This is a genomic window from Oleiphilus sp. HI0043 (genome assembly GCF_001634935.1).
Genome location: NZ_LWEY01000621.1, coordinates 1 through 1,012 on the forward strand (window position 1 = coordinate 1; position 1,012 = coordinate 1,012).

A 1,012-nucleotide genomic window follows, 5' to 3' on the forward strand; every position below is an offset into this window, starting at 1 on the left:
CCTCTTATTGTTGCCTGTAGCTCTGATGGCACGGATCCTGTTGTAGTTGACTTACCTTTAGCCTATATAGAAAGACCTATAGAAAACGATGAGGGCGAAGTTGAGCCAGATAATGCGGCTGAGCCGCAATCGTTTCGTCCTGGTGCTGTTTTATACCTAAAGCAAAAAGCATCACTTGATGCTCAAACGGTGGATATTTCTTCGGCAGCCTTTGCTGATGAATCGTTCTTAAACGACGACGGTGAGCTGCTCTACGATGTACGTGACCTCAGTACTTCTTATGATGGTAAGAAACTACTCTTCTCGATGCGTGCGCCAGAGATAGAGAATGCCGATGAAGAAGATCAGCCTACTTGGAATATCTGGGAATATAATATAGAGAGCAGCACGCTCCGCCGTATTTTTGATAGTACGCTGAATGTCAGGGCTGAAGATGGGCATGATATTTCACCCAGCTACCTTCCAGGTGATCGTATCTTATTTACTTCAACGCGCCAGACGCGTGCCAAGGCTGTTTTATTGAATGAAGGTAAGACGGGTTATCCTGCACTTGATGAAGAGCGAAATGTACACGCCTTTAACCTTCATATTATGGATGGTGATGGACAAAATATTCAGCAACTTACCTTTAACCAAAGCCACGATCTAGACCCTATCCTGTTGAATAACGGCAAAGTCCTGTTTTCTCGTTGGGATAACGCGGGGCAAACACGAAACAATGGTGTTAACTTATACGAGATTAACCCCGACGGTACAGGCTTGAATTACCTCTATGGCCGCCATTCCCATGATTCAGGTGAAGACGGTGACCAAGTTCAGTTCTTGAAACCTAAAGAGTTAGAAAACGGTAATATTGCGGTTTCATTTCGTACCTTCGAAAGCGCTACGTTTGCCGCACAACCTCTCGAGATTAATTTGGATGAATTCATTGATGCAGACCGTGCCATCGATGGCAGTGACGCAATTGAAGGGCAGGCGCAAGTCGCGATTATTGACGGGGTCACCTCAAGTG

Annotated in this window: 1 protein-coding gene; it reads left to right on the forward strand. The window is 45.6% G+C overall.

What is annotated here, in order from left to right:
* The coding region (locus A3729_RS32525) for a TolB family protein (RefSeq protein ID WP_369820106.1) at positions 1 to 1,012 on the forward strand (1,012 nt) is incomplete at both ends.